Source organism: Sorangium sp. So ce448 (assembly GCF_051520915.1).
Taxonomy (GTDB): Bacteria; Myxococcota_A; Polyangia; order Polyangiales; family Polyangiaceae; genus Sorangium; species Sorangium cellulosum_B.
On the sequence record NZ_CP150343.1, the window covers coordinates 5,900,187 to 5,917,500 of the forward strand.

At 71.4% G+C, this 17,314-nt stretch carries 13 protein-coding genes (1 of these 13 running past the window's edge); 7 read left to right on the forward strand and 6 right to left on the reverse strand.

The window, feature by feature from the left end:
• Nucleotides 1-443 precede the first annotated feature (443 nt).
• Nucleotides 444-680: an addiction module protein gene (locus WMF45_RS22255; RefSeq protein WP_437718860.1), complete on the reverse strand. Its 237-nt coding sequence runs from the start codon at nt 678-680 to the stop codon at nt 444-446.
• Between the two features lie 99 nt (nt 681-779).
• On the opposite strand from WMF45_RS22255, the gene WMF45_RS22260 reads away from it, so the two are divergent.
• The 5 genes from WMF45_RS22260 (at nt 780) to WMF45_RS22280 (ending at nt 5,557) form a co-directional block, all read left to right on the forward strand.
• Complete coding sequence (locus WMF45_RS22260; protein WP_437718861.1) at nt 780-1,046, forward strand: hypothetical protein; 267 nt, start codon at nt 780-782, stop codon at nt 1,044-1,046.
• A complete protein-coding gene (locus WMF45_RS22265; protein WP_437718862.1) occupies nt 1,043-1,456 on the forward strand; it encodes a type II toxin-antitoxin system VapC family toxin in 414 nt (137 codons plus the stop codon). The genes WMF45_RS22260 and WMF45_RS22265 overlap by 4 nt, the downstream gene beginning before the upstream one ends.
• Nucleotides 1,457-1,641: 185 nt before the next feature.
• Nucleotides 1,642-2,883 (forward strand): alpha/beta fold hydrolase, encoded by a 1,242-nt coding sequence (locus tag WMF45_RS22270; protein WP_437718863.1) that lies wholly within the window; start codon nt 1,642-1,644, stop codon nt 2,881-2,883.
• A gap of 264 nt (nt 2,884-3,147) precedes the next feature.
• Nucleotides 3,148-4,743: a hypothetical protein gene (locus WMF45_RS22275; protein WP_437718864.1), complete on the forward strand. Its 1,596-nt coding sequence runs from the start codon at nt 3,148-3,150 to the stop codon at nt 4,741-4,743.
• A gap of 76 nt (nt 4,744-4,819) precedes the next feature.
• Nucleotides 4,820-5,557, forward strand: a complete 738-nt coding sequence (locus WMF45_RS22280; RefSeq protein WP_437718865.1) for an ABC transporter ATP-binding protein — start codon at nt 4,820-4,822, stop codon at nt 5,555-5,557.
• Nucleotides 5,558-5,721: 164 nt separating this feature from the next.
• On the opposite strand, the gene WMF45_RS22285 is transcribed toward WMF45_RS22280, so the two are convergent.
• A complete protein-coding gene (locus WMF45_RS22285; protein WP_437718866.1) occupies nt 5,722-6,648 on the reverse strand; it encodes an LpxL/LpxP family acyltransferase in 927 nt (308 codons plus the stop codon).
• Between the two features lie 354 nt (nt 6,649-7,002).
• Here WMF45_RS22285 and WMF45_RS22290 point away from each other — a divergent pair, with 354 nt between their 5' ends.
• On the forward strand, nt 7,003-7,641 hold the full coding sequence (locus tag WMF45_RS22290; RefSeq protein ID WP_437718867.1) for a response regulator: 639 nt from the start codon (nt 7,003-7,005) through the stop codon (nt 7,639-7,641).
• Between the two features lie 86 nt (nt 7,642-7,727).
• On the opposite strand, the gene WMF45_RS22295 is transcribed toward WMF45_RS22290, so the two are convergent.
• The 3 genes from WMF45_RS22295 to WMF45_RS22305 form a co-directional block, all read right to left on the reverse strand.
• A complete protein-coding gene (locus tag WMF45_RS22295) occupies nt 7,728-8,000 on the reverse strand; it encodes a hypothetical protein (protein WP_012236596.1) in 273 nt (90 codons plus the stop codon).
• A gap of 307 nt (nt 8,001-8,307) precedes the next feature.
• Nucleotides 8,308-9,822, reverse strand: a complete 1,515-nt coding sequence (locus WMF45_RS22300; protein WP_437718868.1) for a pre-peptidase C-terminal domain-containing protein — start codon at nt 9,820-9,822, stop codon at nt 8,308-8,310.
• A gap of 433 nt (nt 9,823-10,255) precedes the next feature.
• Nucleotides 10,256-11,602, reverse strand: coding sequence for a hypothetical protein (locus tag WMF45_RS22305; protein ID WP_437718869.1), 1,347 nt, complete (start codon nt 11,600-11,602; stop codon nt 10,256-10,258).
• Between the two features lie 733 nt (nt 11,603-12,335).
• Between WMF45_RS22305 and WMF45_RS22310 the strand changes: the two genes are divergently transcribed.
• Nucleotides 12,336-12,650 carry a KGG domain-containing protein gene (locus WMF45_RS22310; protein WP_437718870.1) on the forward strand — a complete coding sequence of 105 codons (315 nt, stop codon included), beginning with the start codon at nt 12,336-12,338 and terminating at the stop codon, nt 12,648-12,650.
• A 249-nt stretch (nt 12,651-12,899) separates the two neighbouring features.
• On the opposite strand, the gene WMF45_RS22315 is transcribed toward WMF45_RS22310, so the two are convergent.
• Nucleotides 12,900-17,314, reverse strand: partial view of an Lhr family helicase gene (locus tag WMF45_RS22315; RefSeq protein WP_437718871.1) — the 3' portion only. The gene runs 538 nt beyond the window's last position; 4,415 of the gene's 4,953 nt are visible here — the last part of the coding sequence; its start codon lies beyond the right edge, outside the window; its stop codon occupies nt 12,900-12,902.

The window sequence follows — 17,314 nt, forward strand, 5'->3', positions numbered from 1 at the left end:
GTAGCTCGAACGCTCCCGAAGCTTCTGCTCACGACATTTGCTCATTTCTGGGGAACTCTCGCGCAGTTCTCGGATGGCCACCACGGCCCAGCCGGGCAACCGAGGACATGGTTGGGGTAGGCGGAAACCGAGAGAGCTCTCACTGGCCCGAGCGTCGCATCCAGTACCCCGGTCGCCACTTCGCATGAGCGAGCGCGACGAACTAGATCCCAGCGCCTTCTGTCGGGAGAAATACGACGAAAGGGAAACGGACCAGGACATCGTTTCGATAGGGGCAACCAGCCTACCATCCGGGCCATGACTCGGGCCCCTCGCCGCTCGCGTCGAGGGTCACGCCTGGGCTCTCACGAACTCGATCCTGAGCCCAAGACGGCGCTGCTCCTACCAGACCGCAGCCTCGTCCGCCTCGGCCTGCGCGTCGACGCGAACGATGATCGGCCGGGTCAAGGAGCGCCCAGTCGCGCGAGGACCCGCGCCCGAACCTCGGCCCACGCGTCCCCCCCGCTTCCCCCATCGCGTACCGCCTGCTCCCTGCGCTCGATCTCCTCGAGCCACGCAGCGTTCCAGGCGTCGTCGTGCGGCTCCTCGACGCTGGCGAGCAGCTCGGACGCGAGCTTGAGGCGTTCTCCATCGGGGAGGCACAGAGCGGCAGCGAGGAGGTCCTGGGTACGATGGGCCATGGGCGCGTCCAGCAACGCGTTCCATACCGGAGACCCGGCCGTCGGCAAGCCGACGCTGTGCCCCGAGGGGCCGTGGTATGCTCCGGCGAAGGGATCGCCATGCATGCATACAAGCTCAACGTGAACGTGGCGGATGACCACCGGATAGCCGTCGAGCTTCCAGAAGACTTCCCTCCGGGGCCGGCTGAGGTGATCGTCCTCGCCGTGACGCCCACGGAGCGGAGGCTTGTGCGGGTGCTCGGGTCGCTCGGCGGCGCGGCCCCAGCATCGGGCGAGGATGACCCGGTCGCCGGAGTGCTCGCCGAGCTTCGCAGCGAGCGCGCTCGGCGGTTCGATGCTGCCCAGGAGCCCGAGACAGAGACGTGATCGCTGAGCATGTGACCGACACCCACGCGCTCGTATGGAGCATGTACGCCCCTTCCCGCCTCGGAAGCGCGGCGCAGCAGGCGTTCGCGGCGACCGACGCCGGCTCCGCGCGCATCTACGTGCCCGCCGTGGTGATCGCCGAGACGATCATGGTGGTCGAACGTGGACGCCTGCCAGGAATCGCGCTGGCGCACCTGCTGCCGCGCCTGGAGGCGATCCGCACCAGCGACAATTACAGATTGACGTCGCTGCTTCCGGAGGTCGTCCTCGCGAGCCACACGTTGAGCGCGATCCCGGACATCTTCGATCGGCTGATCGTCGCGGAGGCGATCCATCGAGGGACACCGCTCATCTCGAAAGATTCGGTGATCCGGCAGTCAGCGCTCGTCACCACCCTCTGGGACTCCTAGCCGTTCGGGGCTGCCGAGGAACGCCACTGCCGCATGCGCGCGATCGGCTCGCTGCCAGCGGTACAGCCGAGTCCGCCGCCGGCAGCGCCGCGGCGCATCGCGCAAGCGCGATCCGGGAGCTCACCGGCGGTCTCCAAGGAGAAATCCCGGGCGGAGCTCCGCCGACGTCGTACTAGAGTGCGCGCGTGCCTCGACCTCGACCCGGCACCCGCCCGCGACGCACCTCGACGCCCGACTTCCCCGTCCGTCTGCGCGGCCGGGTCCTCCTCGCCTGCGCCTCAGCGTGGATCGCGGCGGCCTGCTCCACGCCGTCGTCGGGGGTCGACGGCGGCGACCTGCTCGGCGTCTTCGAGCAGGACGCCGGCGCGGCCGCGGCCGACGGCGGGCAGCCGCGGCCTTCGGCGGCCCGGCAGGACGCGGGCGCCCGCGCGGCCGGTCCGGCCAGCGCGGCCGCGCCGCCGGCGAAGCCGCCCGAGGCCAGGCTGCCCAGCGAAGGGAGCTGCGTCGCCGAGCAGGGGCGCCCCGGGCGAGAGCTCCGCAAGACGCTCGGCAGGCCGCCGTGCCGCGGCGCCCAGGTGCTGGAGACGCGCGACGCCGAGGGGTCGCCCCGCTACGCCTGCGTGATCGCGCCGAGCGGCGTGGAGACGCGCGCGCCGCTGCCGCTCATCGTCTTCTTCCACGCCGACGGCGACAACCCGACGAGCGTCGACAAGGAGACGGGCCTGCGCAAGCTCGGCGCCACGTGGAACCTGACCGGCGACCCGGCCCACGCGGGCTTCATCGTCCTCGCGCCCCAGGGCCGCGCCTTCAAGACGCCGAGCCAGGCCGAGCGCGAGCGCGGCACGAAGATGTACACGCCGACCGCGCCGTTCGACGTCGAGTTCACCGGCGAGGGCAACGTCGACGTCGCGACCGTCGACGCCTTCGTCGACCAGCTGCTCGAGAAGAAGCTCGTCGACCGGCGGCGCATCTACGCGCTCGGCGGCTCCTACGGCGGCCACATGGCGGCGACGTACGCCATGATGCGCGCGGACCGCGTCGCCGCGTTCGCCACGTTCGGCAGCGACGCGCCGCCCGCCGAGTGGGCGTGCCCCGGCCCTCCCCCGCCCGCGATGGCGGTCTACCGCGCGTGCGACGACACGTTCCCGTGTGAGTCGGTCGAGCGATGGCTGCGCGCGCGCGACGCGCTCTCCGCGCACACCTCGTTCCTGCGCCTCGACGAGGCCGGCAGGGACGAGCCCCACTGCGCGCTCCGGAACCGCTGCTCCGCCAAGAAGGGCGCCATCAACCACGCCCGCTGGCCGAAGTCGCGCGAGACCGACCTGCTCCGCTTCTTCGCAGGGCACGTCCTGGCGCTCGGCGCGGACGCCGCCGCGGCCGAGGCCGTTCAGCGCCCCCGGACGCAGACCGGCACCAGCACGCGCTGACCGACGCTGGCCGACGCACCCGGACGTAGACCAACACAAACGCGCGCTGACCGACGCGCACGGACGCTGCTCGACACCAGCGGACGCAGGCCAACGCAAACTCGCGCTGACGAGCGCTGACGAGCGCTGACGAACGCTGACGCCGCAAGCGCACGCTCGCACTGCTCGTCCCACGTGTGCACCTGGCTTCGCCGCACGTCGACACTGCAACGTTGCGGTGCGGCGTTGAGCGGACCCGGCGTGTTGTCGTAGTGTTCGTCCCCGATGTCCGCTCAGGTCCAGCCCCTGCTCACCCCCTTGCCGGCCGGCATGTCCATCCCCGCCGGCACGCTCCGCGCCGAGATGGAGTCGCGCCGCGCGACCGGTCGCCGCTTCGACATCCGTGAGGCCATCGGCCTCGCCGTGCCGCTCTGCACCCAGCTGCACGAGCTGCACGCGCAGGGGCGGACCATGTTCGTGCACCCCTCGTGCCTCGGTCACGGCGCGAACGGCACGATCCAGCTGATCGAGGAGCTCGCCCACACCCCTCCTCTGCTACCGCGCGACCGCGCCTGCCTGGCGCCCGAGGAGCGCAAGGGCAACGAAGGCGACGCGCGCGCGAGCGTCTTCGCGGTGGGGGCCATCCTCTACGAAATGCTCACGAACAGCAGCGTCGGCCCCGGGATGCGGCGTCCGGCGGACGTGATCCCGGACCTGCCGCCCGCGCTGGAAACGGTGCTCGGCAAGTCGCTCGTGGCCGATCCGAAGCACCGCCCGGCGGATCTCGCCGCCCTCGCGCAGGCGCTCTACCAGATCGTCCCGAGCGCCTCGTCGATGCCCCCGAGCGCCGACACGTCGCACCTCGATGCCGACGGCGAGTTCGAGGTCGACGTCAACCTCTCGATGATGCCGCCGACCGGGCACCAGGAGGAAGCGCGCGTCCCGTCGGCGCCGTCGGTGCCGAGGATCCAGGCGGTCTCCGGGGACGGACCGTTCGCGGTCGCCATCCCGGTCAACCAGCCGCAGCGCCTGCACGGCAACGATCCGACCCGCAAGCTCGCGGATCTCAAGGCCGCGCTCGAGTCCGATCCGCGGCCGCGGTACGTCGTCATCAAGGACGGCATGGACCATGGGCCGTTCTCGTCCGTGGAGCTGCTCCAGCAGGTCGCGTCCGGCTCCTTCACAGGGGATCAGGTGCTGCGCGACACGTTCTCCGCGGAGGAGCGCGCGATCCAGGACTGGGAGGAGTTCGCCCCGTTCGCCGAGCAGGCGAAGCTGAACCGGGACATCGTGCAGGAGAAGCGCGCGCTCGACGCCGTCGTGTCGGCCGAGAAGCAGGGCACGCAGTACAAGGCGCTGCTCGGCCTCGCCCTGATGGGCGTCATCCTCGCCGCGGGCGCAGGCTGGTGGTACCGCGAACGCAGCCACAAGGAGCAGGAGCTCGCGGTGCAGGGCGCCACCGACCGCGTCGCGATCGAGGTCGACGCCGGCCTCGGCAGCGGCAAGACCGGGCGCGCCGGGGGCGGAGCGCGGCCGAGCGGCGGCGGCAGCTACCCGACGCTCGGCGGTGGCCTGAGCTGTGAGGCGGCGCAGGCGCGTTATGTCGAGGAGTACAAGATGGGCAACAACGGCCCGGCCGACCTCACGGCGGGCGCCTACGGCAACGTGCTGAACCGCGGCACGTACCTGAATGCGTGCAACGTGCCCTCGAGCATGGAGGTGAACGTCTGCGCCGCGGTGCAGAACGGCCGCGCCGTGGGGGTCACCGTCACGACGAGCCCGTCGAACCCGAGCGTCGCCTCGTGCATCTCCGGGCAAATCCGCGGGATGTCGTTCCCGTCCCACCCGCGGCTCGACGTAGCCCGGACGACGTTCAAGTAAAGGAGGCCGGCGCGCCCCTCCCCACCGAGCATCGAGGCCGGCGCGCCCCTCCCCGGCGACCGTGTCCACGCGACCGATGATCCAGATCGAACAGCTGACGAAGACCTTCGGGGGCATGCCGGTCCTCCGGGGCGTCGACCTCGACGTGCCTGCCGGCTGCCTCTACGGGCTCATCGGGCCGGGCGCCTCGGGCAAGAGCGTGCTGCTCAAGATGATCACCGGGCTCCTGCGGCCGGACCACGGGCGCGTGCTCGTCGACGGGAAGGACGTCCACGCGCTCAGCGACCTCGAGCTCCAGACGTTCCGTCTCAAGTTCGGGATGCTGTTCCAGAACAACGCGCTGTTCGACTACATGACCGTCGGGGAGAACATCGCGTTCCCTCTGCGCCGGCTCTACGATCTCAGCGAGGACGAGATCGAGGAGCGGGTCGCGGAGCGGCTCCGCGCGGTGTCTCTCGCGGGCTTCGAGGGACGGACGCCGGCAGGGCTGTCCGGCGGCCAGAAGAAGCGCGTGGGCGTCGCCCGCGCCACGATCGCGCGCGGCGAGATCGTCCTCTACGACGAGCCCGCGGCCGGCCTCGACCCGGTCACGTCGCAGCGCATCTTCGACCTGCTCCGCGCCGAGCAGCGGGCGATGAACGCGACCGTGGTGATGGTCTCGAGCGATCTCGACCGGCTGCTCACGGTCACCGACCGGGTGGGGATGCTCTACCGCGGGCGGCTCATCTTCGACGGCACCACCGCAGAAGCGAAGGCGAGCGACGACCCGCGCGTGAAGCAATTCGTCCACGGGCTGACCGAAGGGCCGCTGTAGAGCGGCGCCGCGCCGCGCAAGGCGCCCTGGAACAAGAAACAAAGACGCCAAGAGGACACGGAGAGAAATCTCTTCTCTCGATGTCTCTGGCGTTCTTTCGGCTCGCCTCCGCCTCTCCGCCTTTGCGCTGATCGGCCCACTTGCGGTCTTCTCCGCTGTTCAGCTCAACCCGTCCCGTCCTCCTCCGGCGTGACCGGGCCGTCGCCGGTGAAGTGGAACCACTGTGTCGGGTGAGCCCGGACGAAGCGCTCCAGGGCGCCCATCATCGCGGCCGCGGCCGCGTCCCGCTCCTCCTCGGGCGCCCGGCGGGCGAGCCGGATCGGCGGCGCCACGACCGCCTCGTAGTCGAGGAAGCCCAGGCGGTGCGTGAACACGGGCAAGATCGGCGCGCCGCTCATCGCGGCGAGCGCGATCGGCCCCTCGGGCGCTCGCCAGCGGCCGCCGAGGAAGGTGACCTCCCGGCTGCGCATCCCGGGCGGCGCGCGATCGATCTGCATGGCGACCACGCCGCCTCGCTGCAGGTGCTTGAGGAGCGGCAGGGCGTCCAGCGGCCCATCGCCGATGTGCACCACCTGGACACCAGCGCGCTGCCGCGCCGCATCCTGGATCGCGCGCGCCTCGGCGTCCCGTTCCCGCTGCATCGCCAGCATGACGCCCGCCGGATGCACCGCGCCGAGGATCTGGCCGGCGATGTCCCAGCCGCCGGTGTGCGCGGTGACGATGATGACCCCCCGGCCCGCTGCAGCGCACGCGTAGTAGTGCTCGACGCCACGGGAGCGCCGCACCACCGTGTACCCGCGATCGCTCGCGAGCAGCAGCGCCTCGGCGATGCAGCTTCCGTAGGAGGCGAACACCGCGCCGCTGTCGAGCAGGTCGACGAGGCGCGACCGCGGCCCGCGGACGCGGCGGAGGTTCTCCTCGACGCGCCGGCGCAGCTCGGGGAGCGCGGCCGCGAAGAGCACGCCGAAGACCGGAGGGCTATGGCGCACCAAGGGCTCCGGCCCGCGCCTGACGCCCGCGGCGAGGGCGCGGCGCCAGAAGGCCGAGTCATGGCGTAGATCGGAGAAGAGCGCTCCGCGCGGGCGAGGCATGAGGCAGCCTATCTACCGCAAACATAACGGCCAAGGGAGAGGCATCGGGCGCGGGCCCCGCGCCGCCCCGGCGAAGCCTGCCGAGGGCTCGTCACGAGACGCGCGGGCTGCGGGCTGCTGGAGCGCATGCGCCCCCACCGAGGCACGACGCCCCGCTCGGATGAAACGACGTTCCAGGGCCATCGCCCCGACCTCGATCTCTCTGCTGCGCTCGTCCAAGGCGCTCTGCGAGGAGCCCAGTCCAGCATCGCAGGAACCGAATCGTCGTCGCCAGGCGAATCCTTACCGATAAAACAGGTTCATGGAGCTCAAAGCAGTCTGTTACAAGGCCCTTTGATAAGGGGGGCCTTCGACATGAATATCCTGCTCGTCGATGACCAGAACGTCGTCCGGGAAGCGCTGGCGTACGCGCTGACGTCGCAGCCGGGGGTGAGCGAGGTCGTTCAGGCTGGAAGCGGGCAGGAGGCGCTCCGAGCTCAGGAGATCCACCGCTGTCAGGTGGCGGTGATCGAGCTCGGCCTCGCTGACCGCAGCGGCGTCGACCTCATCCGGGAGCTGAAGGGCGTCGCGGAGCTCCGCGTCATCGTGCTCTCGATGCACCGCGACGAGTTCCGGGTAGCCGAGGCGATGCGGGCCGGCGCCGATGGATATCTCTCGAAGCAGAGCCGGCTCGCCGATCTCGTGGAGGCGCTGCGCACCGTCGTCCGGGGGCGCACGGCCGTATCGCCGGACGTGAGCGCCGCGATGGTGCGCGCGCTCCAGCGGCGCGACGCCGCCGCCAGGGGCGACGTGGTGGCCGCGCTGAGCGACCGGGAGCGGCAGGTGCTCCGGCTGCTCGCCATGGGTCTCTCGGCCAAGGAGGTCGCCGCCCAGCTCTCGATCAGCGTGAAGACGGTCGAGACGCACCGGGCGCGCCTCTGCGCGAAGGTGGCGACGCACAGCGTGGCCGACCTGACCCGCCTCGCGGTGCGAGCGGGCCTCGTCGAGGCCTAGGCGGCGCCGTCGCGCGGGGGCGCCCGATGAGCGCCGGGAGCTCGCGCGCCGCCGTCACCGCGCGCGGCGTGCAGCGCGGCGCTGGCTCACGCCGCCGCGGTGGAAGCCCGCGGAGCGGCCCGGAGCGCCGGCAGCGTCTTTCCGATGAGCGCCGAGCCGATGGCGAACCCGGAGAGCGTGAGTCGCATGTGGAGCACGTCCAGCATGCCCTGGCGGTGAAGCAGGGTCAGCGTGCCGCGGATATCCCGGCGGCGAACGCGCAGCTTCTCGACCAGCGAGTCGAGTGTCTCGGAGCGTCCTTCGCGTTGAGCCATGGCCAGAGCCTGCAGGAGAGTTGCGGCTAAAATTTTCTTGTCCATGAGAGCACCCTACGAAGGGTTCCCTTAGGCGCCCAATTTTCGGCGACGATTTTTGTGCGAGATGTCGCTCGCAGATTGGACGATGGGCTCTCCGTACTCTGCTCATCCTGCGCCTGATACCCACCTCCCCGTATCGAGGGTTCGTCAGCGGTGGTGTCCAGGACGCCGCCAGCAGGGGCGCGTCGCGTCACGCCGAAATGACGCCCAGAAATGACGCCCTCGATGGGTGCGAACACACCCGGTCGGGCGACCCTTCGGCCAATCCATTCCCTCGAATGGCTCGACGCGTCAGGGGGGCCCGCCCTGACTAAGGGGCCGTGTAGGTCGCGCTCAGCTGATATGTGCTGGCCGCGAAGCCGTTCACCGAGAGGAAGGCCTGCGTCTGCCCCGCCGGGACCGTCAAATTGCAGGTCTCCGCGGCGCCGTCCAGATACGGACGGCAGTCGTACGAGGTCAGGGTCGGCGCGGCGCCGAACCTCACGTAGAGATCAGGGTCGCCGGTGCCGGTCATCACAAGCCGGAGGTTCGTGCCAGGCACCACCGAGAGGGGCCCGTGCGACGCCGAGGCGCCCGCCGCGAGGCGGCCGTTGAAGTTGGCCGACGTGGCCGTGCCGCCGCCGCTGCTGGGGCCGCTCGATCGGGTATAGGTCACCGCCACGTTGCAGGTGGCCGCGCTGTACCCTCTGACCTTGACGTACGCCTTGGTTTGCCCTGTCGGCACGGTCAACGTGCACGTCTCGGATGCCCCGGAGAGGTACGGGCGGCAGCTGTACGAGGCCGTCGTCGGCGCCGATCCGAACTTCACATAGAGGTCGGGATCGCCGGTGCCGGTCATCACCACAGTGAGGCCAGTCCCCGGCGTGACAGCGAAACCGGCGCTCGGTCCGATGTCCGCGAACGCACCTGCGTTGACACTGCTGCTGAAGTTCTCGGTCACCGTCGTGCTGCCGCCGCTGCCGCCACCAGCGCCGCCGCTGCCGCCACCAGCGCCGCCGCTACCTCCACCAGCGCCGCCGTTACCGCCACTGCCCCCACCAGCGCCGCCGCTACCGCCGCTACCGCCGGCGCCGCCAGGCGGGCCGTAGAGCGCCTGGGCGCCCTGGATGTCTCTTGCGGTCAGCACGAAGTTCCAGTCGCCGGTGCCGTTGCACTGGGGATAGTGCATGACGGAATCCGAGTCATAGGTGGTCAGCGCGCGCCACGCGTTGTCCTCGAAGCAGACGCCCGCCTCGGGGCGCGTGTGCTCGTGCCGAAAGCCGAGCGTGTGGCCAAGCTCGTGCCGCAGGGCTGCCTCGAGCGCGACGCCAGACACCTCGAGTTCTTTGAAGTCGATCAGCACGTTCCGCACCGATCGCGTATCGTTGGGGAAGAACGCCCGCGCGATGTACTGGCCGCCGGAGTTCGTCGGCCTCACGTCGAAGACGACGTTGCTGTTGCCAGCAGCGCAGGTCGCGTCCTGAGCGCTCTGGTAGATGTAATCGACATCCGCGGCGCTCTCCCAGGAAGCCGTGGCGGCAGCCATGGCCGCCACGACGGCGGCATGGCGCGCGCCGAAGGTCGTGCTCACGCAGTAGGTGATGCTCTTCTTCTGGACCGCCGACCAGACGACATCGCTGCCGCCGCTGCGTTGCACGATGAGGGCGCCATCTCGTACGTACGTCTCCCAGAACTCCCGGAGATGCTTGATGTCCGCGACGGGCGTGTCCCCATCGACGATGTAGACACCAGAGCCAGGCTCGCGGAACGCGGCCCTCTCGAACGCCTCGAAGCTTTCCTGGCCACTGCCGACGTCCTCGACCGGCTCGTCGTCGAGATCCGACACGCAGGCCGTAAGCGCGAATACACCCGCGGTCATTACACCAAGATTGAAGCTGGCCGAGCCGCAGACACGCAATCTACGCGATCTCACAGAGCGCATTGAGAGCTCCTTCCGCTCGAAAAATGATTCTTTGTTCCAGCGAAGAGTCGTTCGGCCGACCGGGAGGATATATAACCTGATCCGAGCGGGGCAGGATCACCAAATCGTCATGAATCAATAAAAATGACGACGATACTCAAGCGCTGCAGCCATCCAGCGCAACCGACAACATTTTGTCGGCGCAGAAATTTTCCAATTTCACAGAAACCGGGACCTTCGAGGGTGCCGGCCGGCGATTGCGCTGGATGGTGTCCGACCAGCAAGGCTCACCGCGCATGACCGTCGGCGAGCGCCCTGGCGCTCCCGGACAGGCCCGGGAGCGCGTCCACGGGCGGTTTTACAGCTTGCCCCTGACGTAGGCTCGCTGGATCGTCAGCTTGGGAGGACCGGCGGAGATCTCGAACGCTTCCGGACGGCCGTCCAGAGCGAGGCTGCCCACGAGGCGCATCGTCTTCAGAGAGACCGTGACGGCGCCCGAGGCGTCGCGGAGGTACTGGACGTCGACGGGCTTCGTCGGATCGACGCTGGGCATGTACTCCTGCTGCTTCAGGTCGAAGGAGCCTTTCTTCTTGAGGAGCCGGGCGAGCGCCGAGGCGGTGGCGACGGGCGAGGCGAGCCACGCCTTGGCCGCCGGCGTGAACGTCCCTTGGATTTTTTTGCCCTCGACCTCTCCCGAGTACTCGTATTCGAAGTTCTTCTTCTGGGACAGCTCGATACGGTGGTTCGCCTTGCCTCCCGACGTCTCGATCCAGACGCCTTCCTTGATCTGCCCCTGAGGATCGATCAGCACGTTCGACGCCTCATCCTCGATGTGCAGAGATTTGGGGTCACGCGGCACGAAGGTGGCCGAGCGGGAGAACCATCGCCGCTGGCCGCCCTCGTCCTTGAGCAGATCGCTCGTCTCGAAGCCGACAGGGAGCTTGTCGAGGCGCAGGATGACGGTGTCCGTGTACTCGGGCTTCGGCGCGGCGCTCTTCGAGTCGAACGAGTCGAAGAGCGCCTTGGCGAGCCGCTCGAACGTGCGGACATACCCGACCTCGTCATGCAGGCAGGCGATGGGGCGCGCCCTGTCCGCGTGCAGCGCGATCTTGAGCAGGCCGGCCGCCTTCCCGCCGGCGGTCGGGACGAGGTAGAGCGCCTGCACGAACACCGCGGGGCTCTCCCGGTGCACGCTCACCTCCCAGGGAGCGACGCGAGCGACCTCCACCTTCGCAGGGTCGAGCAGCTCGATGAAGTTCCTTATCACCTCGCCCGAGTCGAGCATCGTATTGTAGACGAAGCACTCGACATGGGTGTCCGTGCCGAGGGGGATGGAGATCGCGACGAGCTTCTCCTTCGGCTCGATCTTCGCCTCCCCTGCCCCGAACGCGCGCGCCGACCAGTCCGCGGCGCGGAGCTCCCGGGCGGGCAGCTCGCCTGTCTCGCGGGCGAGCGCCTCCTCGATGTCGAAGGGCTCCTTCGCCGCGGGCTCGGGCGCGGACGCGGGGCCCGGCTCAGGGCTCTCGGCGGGCGCCGCGCCTCCGGTGCCGCCGCAGCCAGCGAGGAGCGCCAGCGAGAGCGCGACCAGGCCCGCGCCACGCGCGTAGCCAGGAGCGCGGCCGCGCGCGGGGCGCGGCCATGATGTCATGTTCGGTGAGCAGAGCTGGCCCCCATCGAGACGAGCCCCCTGGATCGCAAGCGCCATGTGAATCTCCTGCAATGTCGTCACCCCGGCCGCCCGGAAGCCTCGTCGTCGGGCCGGGCGCTGAAGGTGATGATGCAGTGCAACGAGAGCGGCAGCGGCATCGTGTTGTCAAGACGCGATGCGCCAGCGCCGCAGCCCTTCGACGCCCCGCCTGAAGGCTGCCGTCACAAGATCGTCAAGGTGGCCCCCCGATCATCCAGATTCAACCCTGTCACAGCAGAATAACAACCACACGAGAATCATAGGGTCCGCCTGAGTGGACAGAGCGCAAGGGAGCCATCGGGAGATGCCGGACGCTCGATCGTGAGCAGCGGCAGCCGCGCAGGTGAACCCTGAGAGGGCCACCGTGAGCTCTTGTGTTGCGCGATGATGGCAGTCATCTCGCTGGTTCGTTCGACCAGAGGATGGCGACAGAAGGCGATCCGGGCGACCGGCCGCTTCCAGTGAGCCTGTCGCGACGGAGCCCGCAGACTGGGGCGACCAGACACGGCGGAGCGCACAGTGAGGCAATTTGCCACAGCGAACCCTCGGGACGACACCCCTGGCGACCCGATGGTCATCAATTGTCCGGCCTCGACGCATCGGCAGATTCGTCCGAGCTCCCCGGCCTGGCACCCGCGTTGCAGCATGGCCCCGGCGTCGCCGGCACCGCCGGCCTGATGTGGCCAAGCAGCAGCAGGTAGCCACGGTCGTCGAGTGGCGTTCACGAGGCAATCCATCCGAGGAGTGATTCATGGGACAGACCAGCGAGAGCAAGCGAGGCTTCGCAGCGATGAACGCGGATCAGCAGCGCCAGATCGCGAGTCAGGGCGGCAAGGCGGCTCATGAGAAGGGCACGGCGCACGAGTTCACGTCCGAGGAGGCGCGCGCAGCGGGCCGCAAGGGCGGCGAGGCAGTCAGTCAGAACCGCGAACACATGGCCGAGATCGGGCGCAAGGGCGCCGAGGCGCGGAGTCAGGCGACGAACGGCGAGGGCCGGAGCCGGAAGGGCCGCAATGGAAGCCATGAGCAACAGGTGAAGGTGGACGAACAACCCCAGCAGAACTAGACCGTTCCGGCGCGCCGCTCGGGATGGCCCGAGGGCGCGAGGACCACGAAGAGCCGCCGAGGAACCACGAAAGGTATCGCCCTTTCACGGTTGCTCGGCGGTCCTTCTTGGCGCTGTCGACACGCGCGACGCCGCAGCGCTCCCTCCGCCGCGCCCGCCCCCCGGTCGACGGTGGGTGATGGCGGAAACCCAGACGCCAGTACCCGGAATCACTGGTTCGGAGAGGACCACTCCAGCCCCTGACGATGGCTACTCCGAGCCGTCGTCGCCGTCGTCGATCCCCGCGCCGTCCTCGAACATCGCCGGGTCGTCGTCGAGGTCGCTCTCGTCCGGCGCGCCGCCCTCCGTCGCTTGCGCGCCGCCCTCCGTCGCTTGCGCGCCGCCCTCCGTCGCGCCGGCGGGCGACATCCGCCATCCACCGGTCGGAGGGCCGGAGGGCCACGAGCGGAGCCCGGGCGGCGGCCTGAAGCCGTCGACCTCGTCCTCCGGCGCATCGAGGCCCGCCGCCGCCGCGCGGCGAGCCCAGTCGGGCGCGTTCGCGGGCGGCACGTGCCGCGGCCGCCACCCGCCCCCCTCGGGCGTGATGGCCCGCTTGAGGTAGCCGTGCGCTCCGGAGGTGAAGCCCACGTCAGAAAGCGCGCGCGCGAGGGGGGAGCTGTGCGCGGGCTCGCCGTCGATCGTGGCCACGAGCACGGCGCGCCGCCGCCCCTCGTCGACGAGCGCCCCGAGCGCCGACGCGATGGCGCGGATCGCGTCGCCGCGCTCCGGCTCGGCCTCCGGCAGGAACGTGGTGAGGCTCCGCTCGGTGCGGCCCATCCAGGCGAGCAGGCGGCCGTCGTGCAGGATCACCAGGGCGCCCGCGGCCCGTTGCGGCCGGACCGGGCCGCGGACGGCGCCTTCGGTGCCGCCGTCGACGGGCGCGGGGAGCTCGGGCCAGCGGACGGCGGCGCCCCAGGGGCTCGCCGGATCCGTGGCAGCGAGGACGAGCGTCCGGGGATCGTCGGACGGCTCGCGGCAGGACCGGAGGCGATCGTCGGCGCCGGGCACCGCGAACTGCGCGGCGCCCAGCCCCGCGACGAAGTAGCCGCGCCGCGCCTGACCGGCCTCCTCCATGGCGCGGAGCACGTCGTAGACGGCGGAGAAGCCGCCGGCGAGCCCCTCGACCGCCGCCGCCTCACGCGTGAGCACCCCGTGGCGCTCGAGCAGCGCGCGGGCGAGCGCCGCGCGTCGCTCGGTCTCGCCAGGTGCGCCGCCGGCAGCGCCGGGCGCGGCGGATGACGCGCCGCCAGCAGCGCCGGGCGCGCCGGGAGACGACAGCAGCGACCAGCGCCCTTCGCTGCCCGGCGGGCCGATCCGGCGCGCCCGCAGCGCCGCGAGGCCACGGCTGGACGCAGCGCGGTCGCGGTCACGCCTACGGCCGCCCGATCCGGACGCGCGGCCGAGGGCGCGCAGCGGGGCGAGCGTGTCGTTCGTGACCTCGCCGGCCCACACGAGATCCCAGAGCGCGGCGAGCAGGTCCGCGCCGAAGGCGCCCGTCTCGCGCGACAGGTCGGAGAAGAAGAGCGCGCCGCGGCGCGCGAGCGCGGCGCGGATGCCCTCGGCGAGCGCCCCCTCGGCGCGGCCAGGCGGCGGGGCGAGGTACGGAAAGGCCTCGGCCAGGTAGAGCGCGACGCGGCCGTCGCCGTCGCCGACCGGCTCGACGCCGCGCCAGAGGACCTCGCCGGCCGCGCAGAGCGCGTCGAGATCGCCGGGCCGGTAGCCCTCGACGCGGGCGGGCAGGATCTCGGCCTCCAGGGCGGAGGCCGAGAGGGGCGCGCCCTGGAGCTGCTCGAGCGCCGCGAGCAAGCCGTCGAGGCCGCGCCGGCGGCGGTGCAGACCGTGCCAGTCGGCGAGGAAGCGGGCGTAGGCTTCCGGCGGGACCGGCTCGACCTCGGCGCGCAGCCGGGCCAGGGAGCGGCGCTTCAGCGAGCGCAGCACCTCGGCGTCGCAGAACTCTCGGCCGCGGCCGCCGGGGAGGAACTCGCCCTCGACAACGCGGCCTCGCTCGGCGAGGCGCGCGAGCGCGGCCAGCACCGGCGCAGGGCCGAGGCCGAAGCGCCGGGCCACGTCGTCGGCGCGGAAGGGCCCGTGCGTGCGCGCGTAGCGGGCAACCAGCTCGCCGAGCGGGTCCGCGACGGGCTCGAGGAACGCGATCGGGAGGCCGAGCGGCGGCACCACGCCGAGGGCGTCACGCAGCCGGCCCGCGTCCTCGGCGGCGGCGACGCGGCGCTCGCCGCCGATCTGGACCTCGATGGCGCGCCGGTCCCGGACGAGCTCGTCGATCCACGCGGCGGCGCGCTCGCGGGTCGCTTCGGGCGGGGCGTCGTGAGCGGCCGCGCGCCGGGCGATCTCGTCGCGCGTGAGATCGCCGAGCGAGAGCAGGAGATCGTGCGCCTGGTCCTCGTGCTTGAGCGGCGCTCGGCCGTCGAGGCGCTGGAGCGACGCCTCGAGGGCCAGCACCGCGTCCGCGTCGAACAGCTCGCGCAGCTCGGCCTCGCCGAGCAGCTCGCGCAGGCGGCTGTGATCGATCGTGAGCACCTGCGCCCTTCGCTCGGCGAGCGGCAGATCGCCCTCGTAGATGAAGTTGCCGGCGTAGGTGAAGAGCAGCGTGGCCGCGAACGGCGAGGGCGCGCGGACGTCGACCGTGACCACGCGGACCTTTCGGGCGGCGATCTGCCGGAGGAGATCCTCGAGCGCCGTGAGGTCGAAGACGTCGCGAAGGCACTCGCGGTAGGTCTCGAGCAGGATGGGGAACGAGCCGTAGCGCGACGCGACGGCGAGCAGGTCGGCGGCGCGCTTGCGCTGGGCCCAGAGCGGCGAGCGCTTGCCGGGGAACTTGCGCGGCAAGAGCAGCGCCCGGCCGGCGCACTCGCGGAAGCGCGAGGCGAAGAGGGCGGTGTCGCCGAGGCCGCGGACGAGCAGCTCCTCCACCTGGTCGGCCTGCGGCAGGAGCTGCTTCGCGTCGGGGGGCGACTCCGACTCGGGCAGCCGCAGGACGATGCCGTCGTCGGTCCACACGGTGTCGACCGCGAGGCCGAGCTCGAGGCGGCACCGCTCGGCGATGCAGGTCGCGAGCGGCGCGTGGACGCGGCCGCCGAACGGCGAGAGGAGGCAGATGCGGTGGTCGCCGACCTCGTCGATGAACCGCTCGATCACGAGGGTGCGGTCGCTCGGGACGTCGCCCGTGGCCGCGGCCTGGTCGCGCACGTACCGGACGAGGTTCGAGGCCGCGCGCTCGTCGAGGCCATGCTCGTCCGCGAGCGTGCGCTCGGCCTCGCCGTCGGTCAGCGCGGCGAGGCGCCGCGCGAGGGCGCCGATGGAGGCGCCCAGCTCGGCGTTGCGCCCGGCCTGGTCGCCACGCCAGAACGGCATCTTGCCGGGCTCGCCCGGGGCGGGGACGACGAGGACGCGGTCATGGGTGATGTCGGTGATGCGCCACGAGGAGGCGCCGAGGAGGAAGACCTCGCCCTCGCGGGCCTCGAAGACCATCTCCTCGTCGAGCTCCCCGACGCGCCGGCCGGGGCGCGCGGCGTCGCCGCCGGTGTCCAGGAAGACGCCGTAGAGGCCGCGGTCAGGGATGGTGCCGGCGTTGACGACGGCGAGGCGCTTCGCACCCTTCCTGGCGCGCACTGCGCCGCCGACCCGGTCCCAGACGATGCGGGGCCGGAGCTCGGCGAACTCGTCGGACGGGTAGCGGCCGGAGAGCATGTCGAGCACGCCCTCGAAGCTCGCGCGGGGCAGCTCGGCGAAGGGCGCCGCCCGGCGAACGAGCGAGAAGAGCGCATCGACGTGGAGGGTGTCCATCGAGGCGATGGCGACGATCTGCTGGGCGAGGACGTCGAGCGGGTTCCGCGGGTACAGGGTCGCCTCGACCTTGCCTTCGCGCATGCGGGACGCGGCGGCGGCGCAGGCGAGCAGATCGCCGCGGTGCTTCGGGAAGACGACGCCGCGCGACGTGCCGGAGACCTCGTGCCCCGCGCGCCCGACGCGCTGGAGCCCGGCGGCGACGGAGGGCGGCGCCTCGAGCTGGATCACGAGGTCGACGGAGCCGAGGTCGAGGCCGAGCTCGAGCGACGAGGTCGCGACGATGCACGGCAGGAGGCCCGCCTTGAGCCGCTCCTCGATCTGCTGCCGCTGCTCGCGGGCGATCGATCCGTGGTGCGCGAGCGCGATCTCGGCGCCGGCGGTGTCGTTGAGCGCCGCGGCGAGGCGCTCGGCGAGGCGCCGGCTGTTCACGAAGATCATGGTGGTGCGGTGGGCGCGGACGAGCTCGACGAGGCGCGGGTGGATGCTCGGCCAGATCGAGCGCTGCGCCGGCTCGGCGGGCGCCCCCCTCGGGCCCTCGCCTGCGCGGGCGGCCTCGCCGAGCTTGGTCATGTCCTCGACGGGCACCTCGATGCGGAGCTCCAGGGCCTTCGGGGCGCTCGCGTCGACGAGGGTCACCGGCCGCGGCGCGAAGCGCCCGCCGGCGCCGTCGGTCTCGCCGCCGCCGAGCAGCCGCGCGACCTCGTCGAGCGGCCGCTGCGTGGCGGAAAGGCCGATGCGCTGCATCGGCCGCGGCGCGGATCGCAGCGCCTCGAGCCGCTCGAGGGACAGGGCCAGGTGCGCCCCGCGCTTCGTCGCGA